The sequence below is a fragment of the Gloeotrichia echinulata CP02 genome, from assembly GCA_038087035.1.
GTDB lineage: Bacteria > Cyanobacteriota > Cyanobacteriia > Cyanobacteriales > Nostocaceae > Gloeotrichia > Gloeotrichia echinulata.
Genome location: CP051187.1, coordinates 718,424 through 744,416, shown reverse-complemented (window position 1 = coordinate 744,416; position 25,993 = coordinate 718,424). Strand labels below are relative to the sequence as shown.

At 42.0% G+C, this 25,993-nt stretch carries 30 protein-coding genes and 2 pseudogenes; 8 read left to right on the top strand and 24 right to left on the bottom strand.

Features of this window, described 5'->3' with window-relative positions; translation table 11 throughout:
* Positions 1-66: 66 nt before the first annotated feature.
* Complete coding sequence (tgt, locus tag HEQ19_03305) at positions 67-1,197, bottom strand: tRNA guanosine(34) transglycosylase Tgt (protein ID WYL98693.1); 1,131 nt, start codon at positions 1,195-1,197, stop codon at positions 67-69.
* 154 nt (positions 1,198-1,351) lie between these two features.
* Complete coding sequence (locus HEQ19_03300) at positions 1,352-1,804, bottom strand: hypothetical protein (GenBank protein ID WYL98692.1); 453 nt, start codon at positions 1,802-1,804, stop codon at positions 1,352-1,354.
* Between the two features lie 359 nt (positions 1,805-2,163).
* On the opposite strand from HEQ19_03300, the gene cobS reads away from it, so the two are divergent.
* Complete coding sequence (cobS, locus tag HEQ19_03295; protein WYL98691.1) at positions 2,164-2,937, top strand: adenosylcobinamide-GDP ribazoletransferase; 774 nt, start codon at positions 2,164-2,166, stop codon at positions 2,935-2,937.
* 103 nt (positions 2,938-3,040) lie between these two features.
* On the top strand, positions 3,041-3,610 hold the full coding sequence (locus HEQ19_03290; GenBank protein WYL98690.1) for a hypothetical protein: 570 nt from the start codon (positions 3,041-3,043) through the stop codon (positions 3,608-3,610).
* Between the two features lie 286 nt (positions 3,611-3,896).
* On the opposite strand, the gene HEQ19_03285 is transcribed toward HEQ19_03290, so the two are convergent.
* The 13 genes from HEQ19_03285 to tnpA form a co-directional block, all read right to left on the bottom strand.
* Entirely contained in the window at positions 3,897-4,358 is a 462-nt protein-coding gene (locus tag HEQ19_03285; GenBank protein ID WYL98689.1) for a PPC domain-containing protein, read from the bottom strand.
* 80 nt (positions 4,359-4,438) lie between these two features.
* Entirely contained in the window at positions 4,439-5,110 is a 672-nt protein-coding gene (locus tag HEQ19_03280) for a ComF family protein (protein ID WYL98688.1), read from the bottom strand.
* Positions 5,111-5,599 carry a GNAT family N-acetyltransferase gene (locus HEQ19_03275; GenBank protein WYL98687.1) on the bottom strand — a complete coding sequence of 163 codons (489 nt, stop codon included), beginning with the start codon at positions 5,597-5,599 and terminating at the stop codon, positions 5,111-5,113.
* Positions 5,596-6,000, bottom strand: a complete 405-nt coding sequence (locus HEQ19_03270) for a VOC family protein (GenBank protein WYL98686.1) — start codon at positions 5,998-6,000, stop codon at positions 5,596-5,598. Before HEQ19_03270 ends, HEQ19_03275 begins: the two co-directional genes overlap by 4 nt.
* A gap of 19 nt (positions 6,001-6,019) precedes the next feature.
* A complete protein-coding gene (gene miaE / locus HEQ19_03265; protein ID WYL98685.1) occupies positions 6,020-6,619 on the bottom strand; it encodes a tRNA isopentenyl-2-thiomethyl-A-37 hydroxylase MiaE in 600 nt (199 codons plus the stop codon).
* An 894-nt stretch (positions 6,620-7,513) separates the two neighbouring features.
* Positions 7,514-8,590 (bottom strand): transposase, encoded by a 1,077-nt coding sequence (locus HEQ19_03260; GenBank protein ID WZI67100.1) that lies wholly within the window; start codon positions 8,588-8,590, stop codon positions 7,514-7,516.
* 557 nt (positions 8,591-9,147) lie between these two features.
* Positions 9,148-9,420 (bottom strand): phage tail protein, encoded by a 273-nt coding sequence (locus tag HEQ19_03255; GenBank protein ID WYL98684.1) that lies wholly within the window; start codon positions 9,418-9,420, stop codon positions 9,148-9,150.
* Positions 9,421-9,462: 42 nt separating this feature from the next.
* A complete protein-coding gene (locus HEQ19_03250; GenBank protein ID WYL98683.1) occupies positions 9,463-10,089 on the bottom strand; it encodes a phage baseplate assembly protein V in 627 nt (208 codons plus the stop codon).
* 225 nt (positions 10,090-10,314) lie between these two features.
* Positions 10,315-10,677 (bottom strand): hypothetical protein, encoded by a 363-nt coding sequence (locus HEQ19_03245; GenBank protein ID WYL98682.1) that lies wholly within the window; start codon positions 10,675-10,677, stop codon positions 10,315-10,317.
* Between the two features lie 139 nt (positions 10,678-10,816).
* Positions 10,817-11,020, bottom strand: a complete 204-nt coding sequence (locus HEQ19_03240) for a hypothetical protein (GenBank protein ID WYL98681.1) — start codon at positions 11,018-11,020, stop codon at positions 10,817-10,819.
* A 58-nt stretch (positions 11,021-11,078) separates the two neighbouring features.
* Positions 11,079-12,035, bottom strand: a complete 957-nt coding sequence (locus tag HEQ19_03235; GenBank protein ID WYL98680.2) for a phage tail sheath subtilisin-like domain-containing protein — start codon at positions 12,033-12,035, stop codon at positions 11,079-11,081.
* A 118-nt stretch (positions 12,036-12,153) separates the two neighbouring features.
* The gene (locus tag HEQ19_03230; GenBank protein WYM03232.2) at positions 12,154-13,230 is read right to left on the bottom strand and encodes a phage tail sheath subtilisin-like domain-containing protein; all 1,077 of its coding nucleotides are present in this window, start codon (positions 13,228-13,230) and stop codon (positions 12,154-12,156) included.
* A 237-nt stretch (positions 13,231-13,467) separates the two neighbouring features.
* Positions 13,468-13,878, bottom strand: coding sequence for an IS200/IS605 family transposase (gene tnpA / locus HEQ19_03225; protein ID WYL98679.1), 411 nt, complete (start codon positions 13,876-13,878; stop codon positions 13,468-13,470).
* A gap of 67 nt (positions 13,879-13,945) precedes the next feature.
* On the opposite strand from tnpA, the gene HEQ19_03220 reads away from it, so the two are divergent.
* Positions 13,946-14,323: a helix-turn-helix domain-containing protein gene (locus tag HEQ19_03220; protein WYL98678.1), complete on the top strand. Its 378-nt coding sequence runs from the start codon at positions 13,946-13,948 to the stop codon at positions 14,321-14,323.
* Positions 14,324-14,836: 513 nt separating this feature from the next.
* Here HEQ19_03220 and HEQ19_03215 read toward each other — a convergent pair.
* Positions 14,837-15,439 carry a DUF4255 domain-containing protein gene (locus tag HEQ19_03215; GenBank protein WYL98677.1) on the bottom strand — a complete coding sequence of 201 codons (603 nt, stop codon included), beginning with the start codon at positions 15,437-15,439 and terminating at the stop codon, positions 14,837-14,839.
* A gap of 141 nt (positions 15,440-15,580) precedes the next feature.
* Here HEQ19_03215 and HEQ19_03210 point away from each other — a divergent pair, with 141 nt between their 5' ends.
* Positions 15,581-15,844 (top strand): hypothetical protein, encoded by a 264-nt coding sequence (locus HEQ19_03210; protein ID WYL98676.1) that lies wholly within the window; start codon positions 15,581-15,583, stop codon positions 15,842-15,844.
* Between the two features lie 11 nt (positions 15,845-15,855).
* Positions 15,856-16,236: a type II toxin-antitoxin system VapC family toxin gene (locus HEQ19_03205; GenBank protein ID WYL98675.1), complete on the top strand. Its 381-nt coding sequence runs from the start codon at positions 15,856-15,858 to the stop codon at positions 16,234-16,236.
* Positions 16,237-16,465: 229 nt separating this feature from the next.
* Here the strand turns inward: HEQ19_03205 and HEQ19_03195 are convergent, their stop codons facing one another.
* The 4 genes from HEQ19_03195 to yidD form a co-directional block, all read right to left on the bottom strand.
* Positions 16,466-16,711, bottom strand: a complete 246-nt coding sequence (locus HEQ19_03195; protein WYL98674.2) for a hypothetical protein — start codon at positions 16,709-16,711, stop codon at positions 16,466-16,468.
* A gap of 774 nt (positions 16,712-17,485) precedes the next feature.
* Positions 17,486-17,944 carry a hypothetical protein gene (locus tag HEQ19_03190; protein WYL98673.1) on the bottom strand — a complete coding sequence of 153 codons (459 nt, stop codon included), beginning with the start codon at positions 17,942-17,944 and terminating at the stop codon, positions 17,486-17,488.
* A gap of 3 nt (positions 17,945-17,947) precedes the next feature.
* Complete coding sequence (locus HEQ19_30645; GenBank protein WZI67099.1) at positions 17,948-18,223, bottom strand: hypothetical protein; 276 nt, start codon at positions 18,221-18,223, stop codon at positions 17,948-17,950.
* A gap of 82 nt (positions 18,224-18,305) precedes the next feature.
* Entirely contained in the window at positions 18,306-18,944 is a 639-nt protein-coding gene (gene yidD, locus HEQ19_30640; protein WZI67098.1) for a membrane protein insertion efficiency factor YidD, read from the bottom strand.
* A gap of 166 nt (positions 18,945-19,110) precedes the next feature.
* Here yidD and chlP point away from each other — a divergent pair, with 166 nt between their 5' ends.
* Complete coding sequence (gene chlP / locus HEQ19_03175) at positions 19,111-20,331, top strand: geranylgeranyl reductase (GenBank protein WYL98672.1); 1,221 nt, start codon at positions 19,111-19,113, stop codon at positions 20,329-20,331.
* A 307-nt stretch (positions 20,332-20,638) separates the two neighbouring features.
* Here the strand turns inward: chlP and HEQ19_03170 are convergent.
* Positions 20,639-21,381, bottom strand: a pseudogene (locus HEQ19_03170) (IS4 family transposase).
* Positions 21,382-21,747: 366 nt separating this feature from the next.
* Between HEQ19_03170 and HEQ19_03165 the strand changes: the two are divergent.
* Together HEQ19_03165 and HEQ19_03160 are read left to right on the top strand one after the other, a co-directional pair.
* Positions 21,748-21,939, top strand: a pseudogene (locus HEQ19_03165) (DUF29 family protein).
* 348 nt (positions 21,940-22,287) lie between these two features.
* Entirely contained in the window at positions 22,288-24,756 is a 2,469-nt protein-coding gene (locus tag HEQ19_03160; GenBank protein ID WYL98671.1) for a glycosyltransferase family 39 protein, read from the top strand.
* A gap of 38 nt (positions 24,757-24,794) precedes the next feature.
* On the opposite strand, the gene HEQ19_03155 is transcribed toward HEQ19_03160, so the two are convergent.
* The 3 genes from HEQ19_03155 to HEQ19_03145 are packed head-to-tail and all read right to left on the bottom strand — an operon-like array spanning position 24,795 to position 25,960.
* On the bottom strand, positions 24,795-25,130 hold the full coding sequence (locus HEQ19_03155) for a XisI protein (protein WYL98670.1): 336 nt from the start codon (positions 25,128-25,130) through the stop codon (positions 24,795-24,797).
* Positions 25,131-25,160: 30 nt separating this feature from the next.
* Positions 25,161-25,586, bottom strand: a complete 426-nt coding sequence (locus HEQ19_03150; GenBank protein ID WYL98669.1) for a type II toxin-antitoxin system VapC family toxin — start codon at positions 25,584-25,586, stop codon at positions 25,161-25,163.
* On the bottom strand, positions 25,583-25,960 hold the full coding sequence (locus tag HEQ19_03145) for a type II toxin-antitoxin system HicB family antitoxin (protein WYL98668.1): 378 nt from the start codon (positions 25,958-25,960) through the stop codon (positions 25,583-25,585). Before HEQ19_03145 ends, HEQ19_03150 begins: the two co-directional genes overlap by 4 nt.
* Positions 25,961-25,993: the final 33 nt, after the last annotated feature.

The window sequence follows — 25,993 nt, the reverse complement described above, 5'->3', positions numbered from 1 at the left end:
ACCAGTAATGTCTTGCATAACCCAAGTTTTTTCGCTCCTGACGCACCCTACTTATGGGATATTTTGTCAATTGGAACGCATCAGATCATCATTGCCATTGAGCCAGTGACCAAATTCTGACATGAAGCGATCGCGCAAGATTGCTTCTCGGATCTTTTGGGTAAAGCGGATGAGTTCTGTAATGTTATGAATGCTTAACAATGTGTAAGCTAAAATTTCTTGCGATCGCACTAGATGAGAGATGTAAGCGCGGCTGAAGTTTTGACATGCATAACAAGGACAAGTTTCATCTAATGGTGCAAAATCTTCACGAAATTTAGCATTTTTTAAATTCCAGCGATCGCCTTGGACTATCGCGGTACCATGTCTCGCCCACCGGGTGGGTATTACACAATCAAACAAATCTATACCCGAAGCGATAGCAATAGCCATTTCCCGATAAGTGCCGACACCCATCAAGTAACGGGGCTTTTCGGGTGGTAGCAGTGGCGCTGTTGCTTGTACAATCTGAGCCACTAGTTCTGGTGGTTCTCCCACACTCACACCACCAATCGCGTATCCTGGTAAATCTAACTTAGCCAAAGTCAAAGCGGCGAGTGAGCGTAAATCTAAATATACACCCCCTTGCACAATCCCAAACAGCGCCTGATCATCGCGTTTATGAGCCACTATGCAGCGTTCTAGCCAGCGGTAAGTCCGCTCAGTTGCGGCTTCTACCTCTTGGCGCGTTGCTGGGTAGGGGGGACACTCATCAAACGCCATGATGACATCCGCTCCTAAAATATTTTGAATTTCTATCGAGCGTTCTGGTGTTAATTTAATAATTTGCCCATCATGTGGTGAGCGAAAGGTCACACCTTCTTCAGTTATTTTTCGCATTTCGCTCAAGCTAAAAACCTGAAACCCACCAGAATCGGTGAGCATCGGACCATTCCAGCCCATGAATTTGTGCAACCCACCACCTCCAGCCACAATTGCTTCCCCTGGTTGCAAGTGCAGATGATAGGTATTAGATAACACCATTTGTGCCCCCGTGTCTTTCAGTTGGGCTGGCGTGACAGTTTTGACATTAGCCAGGGTTCCCACGGGCATAAATCTGGGAGTTTCCACTGGTCCGTGAGGGGTGAAAAATACTCCAGCCCTAGCTTTTGTTTGGCTACAGCAAGCAAGACATTGAAAAGAAAATTTATGACTCAAGGTAAAAATAATACTATTGCAATAAATGACTGATACAACATCTCAATATAACGTGATTACAAGGGTTTCACGTTAAGTTCACAGCAATATTTAGCGCTAAATCGCTACTACAAGCTATAAATTTCCTTTGCGGAGTAATCTCAAGCGTTAGTGATTAGAACGATTCAGAAGTATCATCATCTAATTCCGCATCCCATCTGGCTGAGAGGACTTGCTCCATCATCGCTTCGATAGCGCTGATATTGAAATTGCGCTCCTTTCGCTCTTGCTGGGTGGTTGACAGAGGAATCAAGCGTAGACAGATACCTTCTTGTTTAAGATCAAAGTAGGTTTCTTGTTGTGGAGACTGTTTCAGTTCTAGATAATCAAAACTATAAACATTCAAATAAAGCGCATGGTTAGCAACTAGCGTTGACCGTTGCGGATTGGCAAATACTTCCATCACATCCCCGTCACCCTCGCTCTGTAACTGGCCTTCTTGGGTGTAGATGTAGTGGACTCGACCTAAATCAGCCAACAATCGCCGGATGTCGAGTTTATTTACAATAATCCCCGTGTTAATAATGCACGGAGCTGGTATCCTGGTGTCGGGTAGATGATGACTCATAAACAAATATGGCATGAGCGAAGGTGAGGTAGAACACAGCTTAAGTGAACAGGTTATTAAACCTCTATATTTCCAAAATATCAACTTTGTAGGCTGATCGTCGAATCATTGCTGTCAGCTATTAGTTCCAGAATACAAAAAAAGCCATTCTTGATGAAATTTTGCTTTCCTCAAACCATCAATTAATTGTATTATATAACACTATTAAATATAGTTATTACTGAGACTAGCATAACAAAATTTTCCGAATGAATCTCAACACCGAATAAATCTTATCTAAAGCTTTAAAATCCGCTACTGTGGCTTGTGCCGGAATTGTGAGCGTCATTCAGCAAATGGTTGTTAGTAATGTAATGAATATGACGAATCAGCCTCCGTGGTGGAAAAACTTGTTCTTAAAGCTGGCTGCTTCCATAATATTTTATACCTGTATTCCCCTGCCATACCTGAATAATTTAGACTTGGGGGGGGTGGCACGTTTTGCCCCAACCGTAGGGCTGATAATTGGGGGAATTTTAGGGCTATTTGATGGGCTGCTGAATTATCTGGGTATGGGATCTCTGACTCGTAGCGCTTTAGTAGTCAGCGTTTGGATTAGCATTACCGGGGGATTGCATTTAGATGGGGCGATGGATACAGCCGATGGCTTGGCTGTAGGTGATCCAAAACGGCGACTGGCGGTAATGGCTGATAGTGCGACGGGTGCGTTTGGGGCAATGGCGGCGATCGCCTTACTATTGTTAAAAACAACCGCCTTGACAGATATAAGCGAAAACCGTTGGTTGATATTGATGGCTGCTTGTGGGTGGGGACGTTGGGGACAACAGCTAGCGATCGCCCGATATGCTTACCTTAAACCAACAGGTAAAGGCGCATTTCACAAACAAGCGATTCGTTCTTATAAAGATTTGTTACCGAGCTTGCTATTGTTGATTGGTTTGAGTGGTTTATTATTTTTGCTGAATAGAAAAAACCTGTTGTTAGCCTTGGGAATGATATTAGCTGGAAGTGCGATCGCTACTCTGACAGGTGCATGGTTCAATCACAAATTAGGCGGACATACAGGAGACACCTACGGCGCAGTAGTCGAGTGGACGGAAGCCTTATTTCTTTGTGTGATGACCAGTCTTTAAGGGAGTTGGGAGTTTGGAGTTTGGAGTTAAAAATCAGTAGATCATAAGTAGTCGTCAAGACCAGCGTACACCAGGAAGTGGAATGATACTTACAGGGAGACAAATGTATTCATTAGGAGACTATGACGTTAATGTTACACAAGTGACAGATAATATTTCTCTGATGGCTAGATTAGAACCTGCTAGAAAAGAAGATATGCCAAAGTCTGGTCAATGGCAGTTTGAATGGCAGGAACTATGGGATAGATCAGACTTTGAGTACCAAAATATCATAAAAATTTCTTGTAATGGTTTACTCTTAGGTTTGATTAGATATGCTGTTTATGTAAATCAAGAAACTGATATACCTTATTTACTCGAAGTTTTACACTTAGAAAGTATACCTAAAGACGAAAGGTTAGTTATGCCCATAGGTAGATGGCTGATCTGGTATGTTATTCAGGTAGGGCTTAAATATTGTATTCCTGATGAGACTGGCACACTAATTTCGCTTGACTCAACTGAAGATGCTATACCATACTATAGGGATATAATTAAAATGGAACCTCTAGGGTGGGTTTCAATCGCACCAGGAGAAGATGGCTATGCTTTTAGATTCAGCATTACCAGCGCGAGAGACTTCTGTAACAGACAAACAAGAACTTATGGAAACCCCAACAGTGTTCAAACCTGAACACGTGAGAGTGGGGTACAAAATTGAATTAACGCACAAAGAACGTCAAAAATGGCTAAAAACCAGAATTTACTCAAAAAATAAGCCTATTCACAGTGCATCTGAGTAATACTGCGAAATTAGCTGAATAAAACGATAAAAACCTTACTTAGTTCATTTGTAAGGCGTTTATTTTTGCTATCAAGCACTTTGACTAAATTTGAGGTCATCCTGTAGCACCCAAGAAGTTACCCCTAGAAAACTTAGCCCATCCAGTATTGTCTGGAAGGGCTAGGAACTGCTAACTTCACTTAATCGGCTGGAGCCTTGTCACCTTGAGTTTAAAGTTTCCCACCCCAGTTTCGCCAAAAGACCGGATGCGAATGATATAAGTACCTGTTTCTATGATGCGGGTAAACAATAGGGAATTGCTGCTACCATCTGGACCGTCATCATTTTCTGCCAATGTTGAGCCATCAGGTGCTAGCAGTGTGATAATGCTGTCAAAGTTTTCTGAAGATAAATCAACTGCTAGATTATCGCCCTTATTCAACTTCACGGCATAATCGCGGGCGAATCCGCCTTGTCCTGTGGGAATGTCTTTATCTGAGAGTGTATCGGATAGTTCTGTACCGGTTGTAGTTAAGGGAATTGGACTATATAACTTATTTTGAGCAAAAGCGGCTCTTGTCGTGATGCCAATTGCCAGTAACGTCACAGGAATAATGATTATTTGTTTCAAACCCACCGCAAAAGCTTTACTTATCATGTCCAGCAGTGTTCCCACAACAACAGGGTTATCTGGTCAATTATAAAGTTCTCAGACATTGCTTGCCATGAATTATGTGCTTATCGATCCTTGACAGCAGTAGCAACAGCTACTAATCCTAAGACGCTAATTTCACATTGACGAAGTGTTTGCACTGCTGCTGCTGCGGTAGCACCAGTAGTATAAATATCGTCTATTAACAGCACCGAAGCATCTGGGCGGCGAAATCCTTGTCCCACAACAAAAGCTGCAGCCAAGTTTTTTGCTCGCTCAGAGGCAGATAAACCAAACTGCGCTTTAGTCTCTCTGACTCTTTCTAAACCATTTAGGTTTAATTTTAACCCAGTTGTTTGGCAAAAGCTTTGTGCTATTAATGCCGCTTGGTTGTAGCCACGTTGCTTTAGTTTGCTTTTGTGGAGTGGGATGGGAACAACCACAACCTGGGAATTCAATTTTGGTGAATTTAATAACCAGGCTTCCCCTAACCATTGTCCCAAAGGGCGAGCGATTTGGGATTGATTCTCGTATTTCATGACGGCGATCGCCCGTTTGAGGGTTCCGCCATACAAGCCCCAGCTAAACACTGGTATAGGGTCTTGCCACCGTATACCAGGGTCTTTTAGAGAACATTTTTGCAACTGTCTTTCACAATATTGACAAATGTCATTAGATGTGTTTCTTTCGCACAGGGGACAATGGGATTGGAGAAACAGGTTAAGTAACCCTGTAAAATGTTTAGTCCAAGTTGACATTTAGGGCTGATGGAGGTATTTCAAATAGACGCGATCGCAGCGTGTTGTTTTTACTCCTGTTGCTGGTTTATAGCCGTTGCTTTCATAGAGTTTGACTGCTGTGGCTAAAACGCTGGCGGTTTCAATCCAAATTTGCTGATAACCACGGGATGCGATCGCTGTTTCTAATTGTTGTAACAAATATTTCCCTAATCCCAAACCTCTGGCGCTGGGTAACAGATACATTTTGCGGATTTCTACAGATTTTTCTGTGCGATGCTCTGGGTAGTATGCTCCCGTACCTACCACATTGTTTTGCTGTTCTATTACCCAAAATTCGCCCCCGGTTGCTAAGTAATATGCTTCAATTTGCAGTACATCTTGGTCTGCGCCTTCGGGTTCCCAAGCCAAACCGTATTCTGATAATACAGAATGGATGACTTGAGCTACTTTTGTGCGATCGCTTTGGCACCAATCACGAATCACAAAGTCTCTGTAGGTAGCTTTCAATTGACGATACCCAGATTGGTGTAGATTTCCATCAAATTCCCATCAGGATCGCGAAAATGAGCGGTACGGATTCCCCAGTCTGGGCGGTCTTGAGGTGGCGTTACAATTGTGGCATTGTGTTCTTGGAGTTGCTGATATACTTCATCGACGTTATCGACTGCGAAAATTAAAATTGTTTTGTCTTGGTTGGTTGTGGGTGAAGGTTCGTCGATGTTGGGGACTACTTGGGACATGAAATCTTTTGTGAATACAGCCAGGTGGATAGACCCGAGATCAAATTCCGCATAACCGCTATTTTCATCACCCCAATCGAGAGCAAACCCTAGGACATCGCGGTAAAACAGAAAAGAATCTTTGTAATTTGAGACGAGTAGTCTCTGGTGTGTTAACTTAAGGTTCATAATCTATGGCGTTAGTCTACTAACTATGAATTCTAGGTTCTGGGTGCAAAGTTAGCAGCAGATCACTTTCGATTATTGCCAATTCATCTAGTCGTTGCATGACAATTTCACGGTGAAAATAGGTATCAGCCAAAACCCAATATATACCGTAGTGCCGCGCCTCTGATGCCATTAAACTGTGATAAAATTTGGCTAATTCTGGCTCTGGACAGTTTGTAGCTAATAGCCCTAGGCGTTCGTGACTGCGAGCTTCAATTAAACCTGTCACAAGTAAAGAATCTAAAAACCTCTCAGGTTCTTTGGGGCGAACAGCGGCTTTTAAAAGAGCACCATAGGGAGGCGGGGACAATGTTTTCAAGGGTATATTCCGGCGTTCTAGCCATTGGTTAACTAGTTCAAAGTGTTCTAGTTCTTCACGAGCGATCGCTGTTAACTCCCGTACCATTCTAGTATTAGAAGGGTAACGAAACATAAAATTTAACGCCACACCTGCTGCTTTGCGTTCACAGTGGGAATGGTCGAGCAAAATAATGTCTAAGTTGGCGATCGCCTGTTTTACCCAAGCCGAACTGCTGGGTTGTTTGAGGGCGTTGATCGTAGGAAATGGAGAAGTAAACACAGGGTGACAGAACTCCAAATATTTTAATTTAGCTGAGTACCACAGCAAATTGATTTTAATTCCAATATTAAATCTTCAGGATTAACTACGCTGGGAATTGGTATTGAGACGGTTTTTGCAAAAACACATAGCATATAGCGGCTTAATTGTGAATCATCCTGGCGGATAGATAACTTTAATTAATTACAATTGCTGGAAAATTGAGTTTTTTGTATTTTCCAATCTTTATAAACAGTTACATTCAGTTACATTTAAGTTAAGTTTTATCATAATTGACTCTATTCTCAACTATTTGACGCAATAATCGGCTTTTGATAATGTAATATGAAAAAGTCACAATAACGGGAGCGTCTGACTAAAAATAATTTTCCACGTAAAATCAAGCATTTGAGGATGTAATACTTGTAGTAAAAAACTAATTTTTTCGCTAAAAATGGCAAATTTGACGAGATTTATCAAATCATTGATTTACAAAAATCAACAAAGCGCTGGGGTATAGTTGACAAAAACGACCAATCGTGAATTAATTCCTTAATCGTGAAAGATTACCGATATAATTTATTTGCCTATGTTACCTAAACGGTAATCTTCGGTTATTTGATTTGTTTGTAGTTACGCTACCCTACGGGAAAGCTGCGTTAATAGCGCTCTGGATGAAGGGAGCGCTAAAGCGCAACAACCTAATTAATGAATATAACTACCAAATAAAATTGATCCAGGTAGTGACATCTCCTACACTTCTGCTTCGCAGTAAGTGTAGGCTTCTCAACGACTCCTCTACGAGGACATTAATTGAGCTTTAAGACCGTGTCCCCCACGGCTCTTTATGTTTATAGCCGCATTCAAATCCCTGCACAAACTTGTATGACAAACAGGACAATTGTGCATTCTTGTCTACGACACGCTTCGCGAATGGGATAACGCTTTTTTAACTTTGTTACCACAGTTAGAACATTCTTGGCTTGTGCCATTTGGATTTACAGCTATTACTTTTAAACCAGCATTTTCGGCTTTGAAAGAAAGTATTCTTACAAACTGACTCCAACCAGCATCATTAATACTTTTAGCCAGTCTAGTTTTAACGAGTCCTTTGATATTCAACTTTTCAACAGCAACAACATCATATTTGTCAAGCAGTGACTTGGCTATTTTAAAGTGAAAGTCTCTGCGAGTATCGGCAACTTTTTTATGTTGTTTGCCCAATTTTTGAATAGCTTTTTTACGACGTAATGAACCTTTTTTACGTCTTGATACCTTACGCTGTGCTGATTTTAATTTACGTTCAGCTTTGCGTAGATGTTTTGGTGCAGCAATTCTAGAACCGTCATCAGCTACATAAAAATCAATCAAACCTACATCAATTCCAACAATATTATCAGGATTGAAATCGGACTTAATTGTGGGAACCGTCTTGTCATCAAGGCTCAAGGTTACATAATAGCCATCTGCTTTTTTGGTAACAGATACGGTTTTAATATCAAATCCATCGGGTATTGGTCGATGAACAATTACTTTAACATCCCCAATCTTTGACAGAGTGATTTTGTTTTTAACAAAGTGATGCTGTTTGAATTGAGTATAAGTAAAAGTTTTATATTGCCCTTTTCCCTTGAATCTAGGTCTACCAGACTTCTTCCCGCTAACGTCACATTTTAACCATCTATCAAAAGCTAATTCAACTTTTTTAGGTACTTCCTGTAATACTTGAGAGTGAATCTCTTTGTACCAATGTCTATCTATTTTAAGTTGAACCAAAGACGCTTTTTGAGCGTAGTATAATGGTTGTTCTTTTAATTCTGGTATGTGACAAATTAATGGACATCTATCAATAGGGCAGCGATTCATTTCATACCAGTCAAACCTTTGAGCCAACAAATAATTGTACTGACAACGCAGCATTTCTAATGTTTTATCTATTTTCGCTGATTGCTCTTTAGTTGGCTTGATTTTGTACTGGTATGATGTCTTCATTTTTTTCCTTTGTTTTCGACCTACACATAGGATAACATAAACGTAAAGACAATGTATAGGCAAGTATGAAAAACAAAGCATTAAATTTAAGAATATCAGAACGTAGATTGAATAAGCTACGGTTATATGCAAGTCAAAACGATAAAACTATGACTCATGTAGTTGAAGACTTTATAGACTCGCTCAAAGTTAAAAATGGCGACTCCTCCCCGACCCCACTCCCTGATCAACCTGACGGTTGATAAAGGTCGGGGGTCAACTCGTCGCCGCCCCGCCATTCATCTCATCACCTCCCTTCGCTTCGGTGAGAGGCTTCTTGCGGTTTAAGCTAAATAAGCCCAAGGTGAACCAGCCACCACACTAAAACTTAAAAAATTTGGCTCTTCCGTACTTAGCGTGCTGAATTTATTAAATAATCAGATTGAAACCCTTGCAGAGCTAAGATAATAGCCATTATTTTCTGTATTTTATATCATATTGCTAGAAATTAAATTATGAACGCCTGTAAGCCTTACTTTTAAAGCAAATTTATAGACTTTAATTGATAATTAAGCACGCTAAGTACGCAAGAACCGCATCTCTGTCATACCCGCTTTTGTCCCCCGCTGTTTGTAGAGAGAGACAATGCGGCTAATAAATCGACGTTGAGCTTCTTGTTCCCAGTCATCGCGAAGACTCAGAGCAACCCAGCCAGCCAGCCAGTTAAGAAATTCTTTTGGCGTGCTTTTTGGATCAAAAAGGGTGGCAATTGAGGCGATCGCTTGTTCCAGTGGCTGAAATTTAATGTCATCCTTTAAAATGGGAACTGTATCATCAACTCCCAGTAGCACCTTTTGAAAGGCTAACAGGAATTGTCCAACGAACGGGTCTTCTTAGTAGCTCATCGTACCGATTGCGGTGATATTCATTCCTGGTTTGCCAGCTGTGATGTTGGTATTACAGGAAGAGTTGATTTTTATTTCTTTAGCATCTAGCGAAATAGTGCCTTTGGGAGCAGATAGTTTAATATCTTTGTCTGTTTGGATGGTGATAGTATTTGTGGTTGTATCAAATACGAGTTTGTTATTATTACTTTTGTCGATAATTTCGATAGTTTCCTTGCCCTTTTCGTCATTTAGGCGAATCACATGACCACTGCGGGATTTAATTAGGCGGACGTTGTTTTTAAGATTTTCATTAGTCAGCGGAGGTCGATCTTCACCATTCCACAAACCACCAATAATGTAGGGAAAATTCATGTCACCCTGTTCAAAAACAACTAGCACCTCGTCATCAACTTCTGGTAGAAAATAAATGCCCATTTGCTTACCTGCCATTGGCGTGGCAATGCGTGCCCAGTAGCTTTCATCGTCATCACTCAGCCAAGGAAATTTTACTTTTACCCGGCCAAATTTTTCTGGGTCTTGATTATTGGTAACAATTCCAATCACTACCCCGAAAATACGATTGGCGATCGCTTCTCGTGTTTCCGTGTCAATCAACACATCAAATAAATTCATGCGGCGTTCCTCTGAACGGTGAAATGGGTATAGTAGCCTCGCCCCCCATAGCGATGGCTGGTGCTAGTGACGTAATATTGACCGCTAAATCGCTCGCCGACACTGGTAATTTCGATTACTTTGCCAGACCGCAGATCCGGGCGACCTAGACAAACCCCTTCCCCGATAATTAGCCCCAGTCTTTTTTTGACGGTGGTAGCGGTTCAATTGTCAATTTTGCTAATGTCATTTGCTCATCCCCCGACGTTCACGTTCAACGGTTAATTGACGACTGAGAATGCGGCTCACCTGTTCGGCGATCTGTGCCACATTTATTTCACGATCTGGTTTTGATGTCTGCAATGGTGTATTCTCAGTCTCAGCCGCACCATCAGATGTAGGGCTGGATGTGCTTGACATTGTACGGGCAATATACCCGTGGCGATCGCTCCCTGAATTGATTGCTCTCGGCATTCCAGGTTGAGTGTTGCTATTGGTGACACCAGAAAAAAACTTCTCCGATGTGGTTGTGTTATCACTTTTACGCCAAATCATGTTATGCTCTCCGCCAAAGTTGGCACTTGCGGGAATTTCTCTGGCGATCGCCACAGATGAATTATTGGTTCTTGCGTACTTAACGTGCTAAATTTTTAATTACAGTCGATAACTTTGTTTTAAAATCAAGGCTTACAGGCGCTTATAGCCAAAATTTTAATCATCAGACCTAAAAGGCAGTAAATAATGGCTGTCATCTTATCCCAGCAAGGAGTTCAAGCTTATTTTTCAACATATTTAGCACGCTAAGTACGCAAGAACCAATACGTTTAGGTAAAATCAGCGATTGTTCTGGCTGTGACAATTGATGCAGTGTGGATGCAATTTCTCCGGCTACAGGTAATTGATTTGAGAGTTTAGAGGATTGTATAGGAATTTCCCCCTGCAAAGACTGCACCTGTTCTTCCCCTGCTTTTATGTTGGGTAAGGGAATTGCTTTGCGGGTAACGCGAAATTTACCTGAGGGGGAAGAATCTGAAGTGTTTATTTGCGTTACGGGTTTGGCGATCGCGGCATATGATGGTGCTGTTGATTGCTCTAAACTTGGTTCTGAAGTGTTTATTTGCGTTACGGGTTTGGCGATCGCGGCATATGATGGTGCTGTTGATTGCTCTAAACTTGGTTCTGAAGTGTTTATTTGCGTTACGGGTTTGGCGATCGCGGCATATGATGGCGCTTTTGATTGCTCTAAACTTGGTTCTGAAGTGTTTATTTGCGTTACGGGTTTGGCGATCGCGGCATATGATGGCGCTTTTGATTGCTTTACACTTGGTAAAGTAATTTGTTCTCTGGGCACGGACGTTGATGTAACGCCAGTTGACATCTTGGGAGAGTGTCCGCGCTCCCCAGACGCGAATGCCTCTACCTGGAAAAGCCCGTAGGCAATTGATACCAAGGGGATTCAATTCGTCTTGTAAGGTTTTGTCAACGGTAACATCTAAATCGAGGGCATCGAAGATTTCTTCGTTGGCTGGGGCTTTGAATACTCCACGAGTGCGATCGCTACGGGCAATAATTCCGGCAATGTGTCCGCAGGGTGGAACTAAGCGACCTTGGACATTTTTCAGCCAAGGGAAGTATAGTAGCCCGTTCAGGGGTTCTTGTTGATTTGCCGTTAGTTGAGCGCCTTGGGTTTTAATGTCTCCCATGTCGCTGCGCCTAGCATCTAGTATGGCAATGCGATCGCCTAGTATAGCGCAGTGGGAGAGTGCTTCTTGCTGCACCCGGATGATGGCATCTGATTCGGTCAGGGTCATAGCATCGGGAATTGCCACCAAGTCGAGGTCGTTCAGGGGTTCTAGGTCTTTCAAAGCCTGCTTCAGGGCATCTTCCGGGTTTTGATTGAAATCGGCGCGAACTATATAGCAACGTGTACCGCCATTCTCAAAAAAGCCAGTGATGGTATCTGCCAAATAGTAGTTCCCAGAAGGACTCTGGAAGTAGTCAGTAAACTCCTGCTTGCGGTGCAGTCTTATAGACTGTTGGCATTTGCAGCTTCCTTTGTTCTCAAGGGACTTTAAAACGCAGCAGTTAGCTGGGAGTGTTAGCAGTAAACTGGTTGATGCGGAAGATGACAAATTCAGCCGGACGGACAATCGCTACCCCAATTTCCGTAATTACCCTGCCTAATTCCCGCTCTTCTGGAGGGTTGGTTTCGGCATTGCATTTGACGTAAAATGCCTGCTGGGGAGTGGTGCCAAAGAGTGCCCCGGAACGCCAGACAACGGTGAGGAAATCTGAGACATTACGAGTAATTCTCTTCCACAGGTCTGGGGTATTTGGCTCAAATACAACCCACTGGGTGCCTTCGTCGATAGATTCTCGCAAATACAGCAAGGTGCGGCGGACGTTGATGTACTTCAAGTCAAAGTTATCCTCTCCGCCAACCGTGCGTGCGCCCCACACCAAAATATTGTCGTTCAGCACTCGGATACAGTTAACCCCCTTCGGGTTCAATCCATTTTGTTCAGCTTTACTGATTTTTTGGGTAAGGTCCAAAGCACCAAGAATTGCTTCATTAGCTGGAGCTTTATGGACACCGCGTTCGGTGTCTACACGCGCATAGATTCCCGCTATGTGACCGCTAGGTGGTACTTCCAGCAAGCCACTATCATTAGGATTTTGGATATTTTGCAATTTGGTAGCTGGATCAAAAACTTTAATCCAAGGAAAATACCATGCTGCTAGGTCGGTTCTTTTCGGCATCTTACCTTTAGGATCTGCAGCAGGTATTGTAGTTAAGTCATTCAGATTTTCCGCTGTTGGCGGACCATCTAGAATCGCAAAGCGATCGCCTGTCTGGGCGCAGTGAGTTACCAATTGATCGCGAATGGAGTCCTCGGTTCTTCCCGGCATTGCTACCAGAGCAATCTCATCAATTCTTGCAAACTCATCTAATGCTTTTGATAGGTCTTCATCTTTTGTAATTCGCACTACATAACAGCGGCTACCACCATTGTTGAAAAATCCATAAACTGCATGGGCTAACCGCCGATGACCTTCATCAATCGCAGGAGTGGGAGTCCCAGTGGGAGTCGGAGCGGGAGTCCCACTGGGAGTCGGAGCGGGAGTCCCACTGGGAGTCGGAGCGGGGGCTACACCAATCAAGTCCCCAAAAGCTCTGGTAAATTCTGTCCAGCTGGTAATGAGTTTGGGAATTTTGGCTGGTGCATTTTGATTTAGGTCAAAGTCTACCCAGGTTGTGGTTTTTAGCTAGATCAGCAGAAGCCTCACACCCACTCGAATGGGTGTGAGATGAATGCGCGGGAGTGGGGAGAGATAGTGATTAATGCTTTTTGGCTACGCCAAAAAGCATTAATCACTATGTCGAGCCATGACCCATATTCATTCTGGACTATTTTGATTCTCAATATATTCTTTAAGCTTTGAAATTGTTACTCCACCGCAACTGGCTACAAAATAAGATCCGTTCCAAAATACATCTTTCCAGAAGAACTTTTCTAGATGCTCGGCATATTCTTGACGTAACCTGCGCGAGGTAACAGATTTAATGTTATTTACAAGCTTACTAAGCTGTAAATCCGGGTGGTACTGAAACAGCAGGTGTACATGATCTTCTTCTTTGTTGAATTCCACTAACTTGCAATCCCACTTTTCGAGCAAGTCAACCAAGATATCCTCTAGTCGTTTCAACATTTCTAGAGTAAAAGCTTTGCGTCTATATTTGGTGGTCAAAACCAAGTGAGCTTTTAAGTCGCTCACTGATCTACCTTTCGATACAAAATCATTTTTCATCAAAAATAAAGAACATTATGGTATTATTGGTGTAGCTTTAAATCATAATAGCCATTCAGCTAATAGGATGAAAGTAACCTACCAGTACCGACTAGAGCCGAAATCAAGTCAGAAACTAATTCTTAACGAATGGTTGAGAATTTGTCGGTATTGGTATAACCGCCAATTGGGTGAACGCTTCTCTTGGTGGGAAAACAACCGCCATGCCGTAAATAGTTGTCCAATCTTTGTAACTAAACTCCCTGAGCTACTAGACCGACCTAACTATTACAGTCAGAAGCTCCAGTTACCAGCCATCAAAAAAGACTTGAGCATTGTGCAATGGTCGGGCGAGTTACTTGACTTCAAAAGCGTAGATTCAACCGTTCTACAAGATGTTTGCCAGCGAGTTGATAAAGCTTTCGAGCGTTTCCTGATTGGGGATTCTAGGTTCTTGCGTACTTAACGTGCTAAATTTTTAATTACAGTCGATAACTTTGTTTTAAAATCAAGGCTTACAGGCGCTTATAGCCAAAATTTTAATCATCAGACCTAAAAGGCAGTAAATAATGGCTGTCATCTTATCCCAGCAAGGAGTTCAAGCTTATTTTTCAACATATTTAGCACGCTAAGTACGCAAGAACCATTCGTAATTATCCTTAAATTTAAACAAAATTTGAGGTATTCAATTCACGTTTGTACTGTTTTTTTAGCGCTTGAATAAATGATCGGTCTAAATATTAAGCGTAGCCGTAGCCCAACCTAGGCATCGCCAGAGCGAAAATTGTGTTTTCAACCCCTATTTTCGACTCAATTTTCAGCAATATTACTCATTGACAAATTGTTCATCACCTTAACCTATCACGAATGGGACACATCTGTCAGCACACACAAACCGGGTTCCCGTCCACAAGTCGATACAACAGACAATCGTGCTTGCCTGTTGCAGTAAATCGTGACTGCTACATAAAATGATGATCTACGTCTTTTTCCAATCTTGTCTATCTACTTTTTTCCAAGTGATGACCTTTTCAGTTACTAGAGGTACATCAACTGGTGTAAAGGGTTGAATAGGAACTGTCACCACGTAACTTAGACCGGCTTTTAGCCGCCCTTCCAAAGCTGTCCAAAATTCCCAGCCATTAGGTGTTCGTTCCGGTTGAGTTACCCAAGCACGCAAGGGCGGCACCAATGGATTGTCCTTGTTGAGTTCAAATTCTCCTTTGAGTACCTCATGGGGCAGAATTGGATATTGCAGCAAAGTTTTCAAAAGAGTTCCTAAAAGCCGATGCTCATCGGTAACGTCCCTTGACCAAACCGTAATCATATAGGAAAAATCCATGCGGACAGGATCTTTGGTTTCGGTGCCCATTGCCCCGTTGCGGGTAAGGAATCTTTCATTACTCCGTAATTCGTGGTTTTCGCGGATGTCGTAGAGAAACAGATTAATCTTTGGTGTCTGTGGCTTAGGTTCCCAGTCTTTATCAAACGGCATCTCAAATCTGATTTCAATTTGGGTGTTATCAATCGGTACTTTCTGAGTCAGTAATTCTTTTATGGTTTCATCAAGGTCTTGAATCATCGGTTTTGCCTATCTTGGCCTATCTTGGGTTTATATATTCTGGGGCGATCGCGTTGTTGGGTTATGGGGCTACGTCAGTAAGAATTTGACTTTCCTGGCGATCGCATAGAATTAAGATTATATCTGGTAAATTTAAGCGGTATGAACCCAACTTTGCAACAAGTGATGAGTGACCTAAAACGGCTTACCCTAGAAGAACAGTGGAAACTGCTTGGTTACTTAATAAATCAGCTTCGAGCTACTGTGAGTTTAGTGGCTAGGCCAGAGCCTGAATTGCAGACATCCTTTGATTTGGTTGATCTTGATACATTGTTAGAAGAAACACGTGGTAGTTGGGGGCATCTACCCATTGAAGAAATTGATGCTAGCCTTAATCGGCAGCGGCAGCTAGACTGGAGAGAGTAAGCAGTAAACCAGTGGAATTGCTTTTTGACACCAATATTTTTATCTATCACTTAAACAATCAGCTCTCTGAGGCTGGAACAGATCTTTTAAGGCAAGGTATTTCTGGACTGGGTGCCTATTCTGTTATTTCACGTATTGAACTGCTAGGCTTTAAACAATCCACAGATGCTGATATCCAAGCTCGGCGGCTCCTATCCAGGATGATAGAATTACCTCTGACATCCGAAATTGCTGAACGCACGATCGCTATTCGCAAACGCTTGAAAATTAAAGTTCCCGATGCCATCATTGCGGCTACAGCCCTAGAGTATTCTTTACAATTAGTGAGTCGGAATCAGGATGATTTTTCTCAAGTTGAAGATTTGAGGTGGGTTAATCCTTTTGAGATTTGACACTCCTCGACCTTTTCCGCCTTCTGTGAAACAACTTAGCTCCTAAGAAACACATCAAGAGCATGAGAGCAACCCTGATAGCTTTCCCTCTAATTTGTGAGTACCCAAGTTAGCTGCAAATATATCTTGTTCCATAGCCGCAATAGTTTCTTCTATTCTGGCTTGTAAATCACTATTACGACGAGCAAATTTTCGGAATGCTCTTTTAAATTTACTAGTGATAACCAATCTATACATCGGCTACATCTGGGTTATTGAGATATTCCCGCAATTCTTGAATGGCTTGTGCAGCCGTCTGGACTTTCAGCTTACCTGCTTGGAATTGTGCAATGGAAGCTGCTGCATCTGCGGCTATTTCATCTCGCCGACTTTCAATAATTCGGTTAGTGAGAATTTGTACCAGCATTTCTTGCTGCTCTAAAGGCAGTTCCATTGCTGCATCTAAAACTTTATCTAGGTTACTCAATTGCTTCATCCTCTGACAAATCTATATATTTCTTATAGTAGGTTATAGCAATTTTCACGAAGAATGCGACAGTGAAAGTGGGGGCGCAAGGCCTTGCGCCTTTTGTGATTATCGATTTATGGCAAAGATTTTTTGAATTGGTATTAGACATAACTTGGCGTTAAAATACATTTTGCCATTAAGTTTTAGCTTGTTGGGTTTGATTCTTCAACCCACATTACAAAAGATGCGATCGCACTACGGCACTGCGCTCCGCACGATCGCACTTTTTTGACAGTCGCTACAAGATCGCACTACAAAATCAGCGATGCACTTAAACCTCTTCCATGTTGAAACCTGGAGTTTTGAATTACAGCGTATTTCAGGTAAATGAGGTACGCAGGTAAGGGCATGGCACTGCCATGCCCTTACAATTATCTGTACCTCACCAACTTGCAATCTTAGCCCGCCGTAGGCATCGCACTATAATATCAGGCGATGGCACCGCAAGCGCCGCAGGCATCGCACCATGATAAACGTAGGGTGTGTTAGCGATCGCGTAACACACCGAATATTAGCAACAATAAGGTGCCGTACTCTCAGCGTTAATGCACCCTACAAGATCCGCGATCGCACTTCAAGATCAGCGATCGCATTTTTAGTGAGAATAGAGAGGGCGATCGCACTACAATATCAGGCGATCGCACGGAATATTGAGATTAGGTCGGTGCCGTACTTTCAGTTAACGCACCCTACAATAGGAGGCGATCGCACTAACGCACCCTACAATAGGAGGCGATCGCACTATACACCAAGGCCTGATCTAATCTCCTCCATTTCCTCTGAAATTCTGAGTAATTCCGATAGAACATTTTCACTATCTACTGGATCTTGAATATGAGGAACGACTGCTTGGACTGCTTGCTGCAATAGTAGCCATTGTGTGCCAATAGTGCTCAGAGTAGCATCCAACACAGGATTTCTTATTTCCTGCACCATACCTTGTTCTCCTGCTGCTGCATTATTCGCTGCCACCCCTGCTTGCAGGTTGTCCTGATCGTTGTAATACATCTTTGCATCCCAAAGCGTATACACTTGATTTTGTTCAAGAGGTGTCAGATTTCTGTCATCCACTGGTCGGGGTTGGAGTTGATTATTGTAGTTATCCATCGATTGCGAAATAGCTTGCCAAGAAGTTATATGATCTAACTGGATTGCCGCCACATTAATAGTTTGTCCTTCGTTAGTTGTTACAGAAATCACATCTCAAGACTCAGTAAATGCTGCCTGATATCTTTCTTGACTTAACACTTCTTTTCTTGTTTTGCTACCAAAATTAAATTGACTCCTAGGATAAGTGCGTGAATTAAACATTTTATTTTTTCCACCCCGAGCCTGATAACTGCCTGTAACAGCTACCTCCTTAAAAGGTCCTCCCTGAGCCGGGGTTTTCTTCTGAGCCACATTATTAGCCACCGATCTCGTTATTGGGGCGATCACTTGTCCCTTCTCTCCGTTTGTTTCCCCATTAGTTTGGCTCAAGTGGATCACCGCTCCCCCATTCTGCTGCACCACATGGGTCAATTCATGCGCGATTAACTCCTGTCCCCCCCGACTCCCCGGATTATATTCCCCCTGCCGAAAGAACACATCCTGCCCCGTTGTGAAAGCACGCGCCTGAATTGACCGATTTAACTGGTCTGACTGACCATCCGTGTGAACCTTCACCCCACTGAAATCTGCGCCAAACGCCACCTCCATCGGTTCGCGGATGTTGTCTGCGATGCCTGCGGCGCTTGCGGTGCCATCGCCTGTCCCCCACCCCTTGCCTGATTAATCGACGCTTCCACATCTGGCGCTGCATCCATCCCAGCCTCAGCCTGACGCTGCACCAATCGTGACTGTTGATGAATGAAGGATTTCTTGGTGCAGAAATTGGTGGTTTTTGTTCCGTTTCTTCTTCTTGTTCCTCGGTTGGTTCTGTGTTTTCGGTTTGTGATTTCAAAATGTGGTTAGCTTGTTTACAAGATTGAAATCGTTCACGAGACTTGACAAATGCTACCTTTAACCCATCTTCCGCAACCACCCGCTTGATGTATTGAGAGCAGGATTCACCACCATATAACACCCGATGAGCGCAAACAAAGCCTTTATGAGGTGAAACGTGTTTCTGATAGCCGCTAATTGCGCTAACGCCAATTTGTCTGCTCAGGGAATCAAATAAGGAAATTTGCATATTGGGGATTGGGGCGAATTGACTCATAATAAATGACAAATGATTAATAATAAATGACAAATGACAACTGAGTTTATGTATCGCAATATTAAGGAATATTGCATTTCTGACAAAACCCTCACCCTGGGGGAGAAAATAGGCGAAATACCGTGGTAGGATGCTTTCGGTAAATGTCAAGATTGGGAGAAAACCTTTGACACTAAGGGTCGCTGTTGTTGGTTCAGGCCCAGCTGGTTCATCTGCCGCTGAAACACTGGCAAAAGCTGGAATTGAAACCTACTTAATTGAGCGGAAGCTAGACAATGCCAAGCCCTGCGGGGGTGCTATTCCCCTGTGTATGGTGAGTGAGTTTGACCTACCACCAGAGATTATCGATCGCCGCGTGCGAAAGATGAAAATGATTTCCCCCTCGAACCGTGAGGTGGATATCAATCTGGTAAATGAAGATGAATATATAGGAATGTGCCGTCGTGAGGTGCTAGATAGCTTCCTGCGGAATCGTGCGGCCAAATTAGGTGCGACTTTAATTAATGCCACCGTTCATAAACTCGATATACCCACCAACAATACTGACCCCTATACGATCCATTACGTTGATCATACAGAAGGGGGCGCCGAGGGAATTGCCAAAACCCTGAAGGTGGATTTAGTGATCGGGGCTGATGGGGCGAATTCCCGCATTGCCAAAGAAATGGATGCTGGGGATTACAATTATGCGATCGCCTTTCAAGAGCGAATTCGCCTACCCGAAGACAAAATGGCATACTATAATGACATGGCCGAAATGTATGTCGGCGATGACGTTTCTACCGACTTCTACGCTTGGGTATTCCCCAAATATGACCACGTAGCTGTTGGTACTGGCACAATGCAAGTCCATAAAGCCACTATAAAACAGTTGCAAGCGGGTATCCGCGCCCGTGCTTCGGAGAAACTCGCAGGCGGAAAAATCATCAAAGTCGAAGCACACCCCATTCCTGAACATCCCCGTCCCCGTCGCGTGGTCGGAAGAGTCGCTTTAGTGGGAGATGCTGCAGGCTATGTTACAAAGTCCTCTGGTGAAGGAATTTACTTTGCGGCTAAGTCTGGGCGCATGTGTGCGGAAACCATTGTGGAAGTTTCTAACGCTGGTCAACGTATTCCTACAGAAAACGACCTTAAGCTTTACTTGAAGCGCTGGGATAAAAAATACGGACTCACCTACAAGGTTTTGGATATCCTGCAAAGTGTGTTCTATCGTTCCGACGCCACCCGCGAAGCGTTTGTAGAAATGTGCGGTGATCTTGATGTCCAACGGCTGACTTTCGACAGCTATCTGTATAAGACTGTCGTCCCAGCCAATCCCATCACCCAACTGAAAATTACAGCCAAGACCATTGGTAGTCTGATTCGCGGTAACGCCTTAGCACCCTAACAGCTAGAGGCGATACTACTCCTAAGTAGAAGCAGGGGAGATGGGGGACAAATCAAGTCAAATTTTGCAGTTTGAATTGATTTGCCCCTCGCCTTCCCTGCTATTTTTATACATAATGAGTAATGAGTAATGAGTAATGAGTAATGAGTAATGAGTAATGAGTAATGAGTAATGAGTAATGAGTAATGAGTAATGAGTAATGAGTAATGAGTAATGAGTAATGAGTAATGAGTAATGAGTAATGAGTAATGAGTAATGAGTAATGAGTAATGAGTAATGAGTAATGCTGAGGGGGCGACGAAATAAGCTAAAACATAGACTCGATAAGCTTCATAGCCCTCAATCCTTGTTGATAATACTTGCGCTTATTACGATTAATTATCATTAATTCTGTCACTAATTCCATACAAATATCTGTGAAATTGACCCAAGTTTGACCATACAAGCCAACATAAAAACTACTATGTCTCCGCACAGAGCGACCAGATTCTTTAACACGAGCTACATATTTTTGTATTCCTTTATGTTTAATTTTTTGACCCTGAATCATGGCAGAAGTGTAAGCGAGCGTTATCAGTAAAACTAGAGAAATAAATCGGCTGCCTTCAACATTAGTCTCTTCTAAATTAAATTATAACCACCTGTTTTAAAATCTCTAAACATTTCTTCTATATCAAATCTTTGTTTATAGGCAGATATTGCCGACTCTAAGTCGTCAAAATTTGTTAAAATAAACCATCATTCTTTCGGTGCTACTCCGTTGATTTTACGTTTCCATTTAGCCGCTACATTAAAGCTCATAAAACCCCGAGTCTTTGTCACTTTAACTCCTTTGATAAAAAAAGAAACTCCCGGTACTAAACCCAGATTTTTTAACTCAACAAAAACATCTTTTTCAACTTGCAAAAACTCATTCTTTTTTAATCGCAAACAAAAATACACATCCAATCCCTGGAGATACTTTGCTAGTTTAACAGAGCAAAATTCTCTATCACCTAATACACATATTTTATAGTTATTAAAGATTGGTATTACTTGAGACAATATTTTTTGGCTCTTCCGTACTTAGCGTGCTAAATTTATTAAATAATCAGCTTGAAACCCTTACTGAGATACGGTAATAGCCATTATTTCCTGTATTTTTGGTCATATTGCTGAAAATTAAATTATGAACGCCTGTAAGTCTTACTTTTAAAGCAAATTTATAGACTTTAACTAATAATTAAGCACGCTAAGTACGCAAGAACCTTTAGTACGCTCAATTCGCGGGTCTTCTAGGCTAGAAAAGTATTTCAGGATGGTATTGTCAAAGTTTGGAGTCATAAGTCACGAATGCACCGAGCGCCTGAAGTGCTGGCAAAATACCAACCCCCCATCTTACCTTATTTTTCCACACAATTTAGATGCGTTTGCCCTGCTGATACACCTTCGCTGAAAAGTTTTCTGGTAGAAGCGATCCAAAAAGCCTACCCGGATGCTCGGAAGCTGGCGATTAAGGAAGGGAAGTTGGCGAAGTTTGGGGTTTGTGTACCAGAAGAGAGTGAGTATCCCATAACTTGTCCTTTTTCCATTGAGCAAATTTTGGATGAGGATTTCTACGGGCTATAGAGGAAAGACACTGCGCGTAGCTTGTTTTCCTTTAGGGGTACACCGCTAAGTTTTGCCAAAAGTATTTTCCTAAACATGATATGAGACCAAAACCATGTACACTTATCTGTTGTGGTCAGATCCTCGACTTCTTGAAGGATGCCGGTGGCGAATAGGGGGTAACACCCATTTTATCGGCTATGTGAGGAAGATTGTCGCTAGGGGCGCAAGGCCTTGCGCCCCTACAAATCATCCAACTACGCCAAAAAAACCTGATTTTCCCATGCGATGAGATGAAGGGTTAAACCTACCATTCGCCGGTATCCTTCAAGAAGTCGGGGATATCGCATTTTTGGGAATTATCGGTAAATGCTATTCAGAAGAAAGTTCCAATTTTTAACCTCCGATAGGGCTATTCTCATTATGTTGTGGATAGCTGCTTTTGTGTGCGATCGCCTTTGGGCTACTTTAGACAATTCTCCTCCAGCATGGGACACCGGCGACCATCTGACAAGAGCAGCCAATTATTGGGGAATGTTAAGCCATCCGCAGTTTTTTTCTGGCGATTGGTGGACAAAACTTTGGCAATTATCCCCAAGTTATCGCGCTCCTTTTGTCTATTTAATGACTGTACCTTTTTTCACTTTATTTGGCTGTAGTTTTGAATCAGGTACATTAGTTAATGTACTATTTACTGCAATTATTTTAATATTTGTCTATCAATTAGGTAAACACATATTTTCTGCTAATGTCGGATTGTGGGCAGCAGGACTGTGTATATTAGTTCACAGTTTCGTGTTAATTCGCCTCGATTATCTACTAGAGTATGGACTCACAGCAACTTTAATTTTTGCCTTTACCAGTTTAACTTTTTGGCGAGATGCTGACTCACCTAAAAAACAGTGGTTTTGGAGTGTTTGTTTTGGTGTGGGTGCAGGTATAACGGTGTTGAGTAAGCCTAGTGGTTTAATATTTTTATTGATACCGAGTGTCTGGGTTTTGGGAGAAAATATCCTCAGCAAAAACTGGAGACGTATTGCTCAACTCGTTGTGGCTTTTTTGATAGCCGTGATGGTTTTATATCCTTGGGTTAGCGTTAATTGGCTGACAATCCTGACTTCTTCAGAAAACAATAATAATTATGGTTTAAAATACGCCAATTCGCCCCAAGCGAATAGTCTAGAAGGGTGGGTGTATTATTTATCAGTACTGCCAGATATGATTTACCCGCCATTATTATATATGTGTTTGGGGTCTGGGATTTTAGGGGCAGCAACTTGGCTTGTCAAAGGGAAGCGATCGCCTGCTGAATCTGTAACCAAAAAATCTACTTGGCGATGGCTTTTAATATTCTGCTTAGGGACATATTTTTTATTTTCTTTCCTATCAAATAAAGATTTTCGGTTTATCCTCCCCTATTTACCAGTTGTCTTGGTACTCTTGGCGCGGTTGCTGACAATTTCGTCAACAATTTGGTCGCAATGGCTGCGTTGGGTAACTGTAGCCATCACGAGTTTATTTTTAATTTCTGATTTATTCCCCATACCATTTTTGCAGCAATTTAGTGGTAGACATTTACCTTATTTAGGTGCCACTTATCCCCATGCTGAAGTAATTGCAGAAGTCATCCAAAAGCAACCTTATTTGCGTTCTAATATGGGAATTGTCCCGAATACTGTACAAATAAATCCTTTTAATCTAGACTTTTTTGGGAGTGCAGCCAATTTTCAAGTATTTGCACGTCAGATAGGAACTAACATCAAAAATATCCCTCAAGATGCGCGTTCTTTAAATTGGTATATCACCAAAACAGGAGACCAGGGTGCAATTGGCGGTTTTGAAGCAGCGCAAGCAGCCTTAAATACAACTGTTACCCAAAGTCCTGATTTAAAAATTCAAAAAACTTGGAATTTACCAGATAAAAGTGAGTTGCGACTCTATCAGCGTCGTGTTTCCCCAGTGGTAGTTGAAAAGTTAAATTCAACTCCTCCCCCACAAGTCAGCTTGGGAGTGCTTACTTCTGTTCAAGCACCACCAGGAAAGCCAATTCCCGTGCAGTATGAGTTTACCGGAAGTTGGGAACAGTTACAGGATGGTTTGGTATTATTGACTTGGCAAGGTCAAGGAAATCAAAGATGGTTGCATGATCATGCGATCGCTCTAGGACAACTTTACACCAAAACGGAAGCGCCACCAGCAAATACAGCCTTTCGGGTAATAGAAACCCTTGCAATGTTACCACCTGCAGAATTATCAGCAGGTACTTACAACCTCAAAGCAATCTACCTCAACCGTCGCACCGGAAATACCTATCCCCTTCCTACACCTCCCATACAAATCACCTTAAATCCGCAAGCAGCAAACATACCCGCACCAGAACTAGATTTAATTACCCAACTGGAGCAATTAGCTACAGGTTTACCTCAAGGAAAATTAGACCCAATTTTTCGCGAAATCGCTCGCATCAACCAATATGATCCGTTACAAGATTACTTAAATTATGCCGAAATAGCTTTAAGTTATCGCCTCTCTCAAGAACCTAAAAATCTCGATATTGCCTATTCTTTGGCATTATCTCAAACTTTACAACGGCGAGTTGAACCACTGCTGAAAACTTTGGACAAAATCACCCAACAAGATGCTCAAAATGCCTATGCTTGGACTTATTTAGGATTTGTTCATCTTTATAATTTTCAACCTAAAGCAGCAGAATCAGCATTACAAGTTGCTGAAAAGCTTAATTCAAAAATCCCAGAAGTTAAAAGTTTGCGAATAGTTTCTTCAGCGATGCAATTCAATTTTTTGCAAGCATGGGAACGCTATAAATTAGCGAAATAACTTACTGTCTTGGTACATCAATTTTAGTTAATTAACCATCATTCAACAGCATAAGCGGTAAACTGACGTTTAAAAGGAGAATGAAAGCCAATCACAATATCAGAGGGAGGTACACCTAATTTTACTAATCGTTCAGCAACAGATTCTTCTGTCCCGTTATATTGAATCCATATTTTGCCATTTTGAATATCAAAATGCATCACAGGGACAAAGACTCGCTTATCTCCTTGCCAACCAACGTAAGCTAGTTGATAATGGTCGTTTTCATGGTCTAAAATTACTTCTGATTTTACAGAATCACTATTAGAACTGATTTGTGCATGTTCGCTCAGAATTTGTTTGATTATTTGTCGATAGTGTGCTATTTTATCCATAGCCGAATCTCCTCCTGTTGCGCTATCGCCCTAATTACCCAAAGTCCAATCCTCAAACTGTAACCCAGGTACGCGAGAAAAATCACGCTGATTCCGCGTCACCAAAATAGCATTATTCGCAATTGCAATTGACGCTATTCGTAAATCTTGCGTACCAATACGTATTTTTTGACGCAGCAATTGGGCGTAGCAATTCGCCGCTTCTGGATTAAAATCAACTACATTGATATTTTTAAAATCCTCCAAAGTTTCACGTAATTGGATATAGGCAAATACTAATGATTCTTGTGAATTAGCTCTTCTAATGCGATTCAACCTTCCATATATCTGTTCTTCAAATGTGATAACTGTTGTCACTAATTGTTCTATAGGTGTTCCATTTACTCGTTGACTTACTAATGGATGCGCTCTTTGAAATAGTGAAAGAGTATCCGTATCAAGTATCCACAAACTCACTTGACTTCTTCCTCAGCATCTAATTGGCGATAATATTCTTCCATTTCTGTATCTAGTTCACGTCTATAGGCTTCAATATCCGCTAGCATATCATCAAATTGTGGGTCATCTTTATACTTACCTGCAAATTTCATCCAAGGATGCTCAGTTTTTGGCGCAGCAATTTCTTGAGTAACTATTTCTATAGTTTTTAATCGATTATTCACAAGTTCGTGTAAATTATTCAGCGCCTCTTCCCGCGTTTGTGCAAATACCTGACACTCCGGTAAACCCCAAACTGTTGCTTGATATCCGCCTTCTTTGGCTTCCACTAATACTGAATAATTTAGTTTAGATATGTCATTGGCTGGATTTTTCAGCAAATTGCTTGTCATAAAATTTCCCTAATTTTTTAGTTGTGGCTATAT